This window comes from Neobacillus paridis (assembly GCF_016765675.1).
Classification (GTDB): domain Bacteria; phylum Bacillota; class Bacilli; order Bacillales; family Cytobacillaceae; genus Neobacillus; species Neobacillus paridis.
Genome location: NZ_JAESWB010000117.1, coordinates 1 through 502 on the forward strand (window position 1 = coordinate 1; position 502 = coordinate 502).

Consider the following 502-nt stretch of genomic DNA (forward strand, 5'->3'; position numbering starts at 1 on the left):
CGGCGACGTCGGCCGCGCCGCGGATGCCGTTGAGAATGGCGGCGACCTGTTCGCTCTTCTGCGTCAGCACGTCAAGGTCGGGGCCGAAGATCTTGACCGCGATCTCGCCCTTGACGCCCGACATCGCCTCTTCCACGTTGTCCTGGATGACCTGGGAGAAGTTGGTCGGCACGCCCGGCAGGCGGCGGATCCGGGCCGACATGTCGGCCACCATCTTTTCCTTGCTCTCGAAACGCCAGTCGTTGCGCGGCTTCAGTTCGGCCAGCACTTCCAGGTTGTTGGGCCCCTTGGGGTCGGTGCCGTCATCCGGCCGGCCGACCTGGGTGATCACGTTGCCGACCTCCGGGTAGCTCATCATCACGGCACGCACCTGGCCCTCGATGCGCTTGGTCTGTTCCAGCGAGCTCGACGGCGCCAGCGTGATGGTGAGCCAGATATTGCCTTCATCGAGCTTGGGCAGGAACTCGCTGCCCAGCCTGGGCGCCAGCGCCAGCGTCAGGGC

Annotated in this window: 1 protein-coding gene; it reads right to left on the reverse strand. The window is 66.1% G+C overall.

Annotated features, from left to right (window positions below; genetic code table 11):
- A partial coding sequence (locus tag JK635_RS28140) for an efflux RND transporter permease subunit (protein ID WP_202653234.1) occupies nucleotides 1-502 on the reverse strand: 502 nt, incomplete at both ends.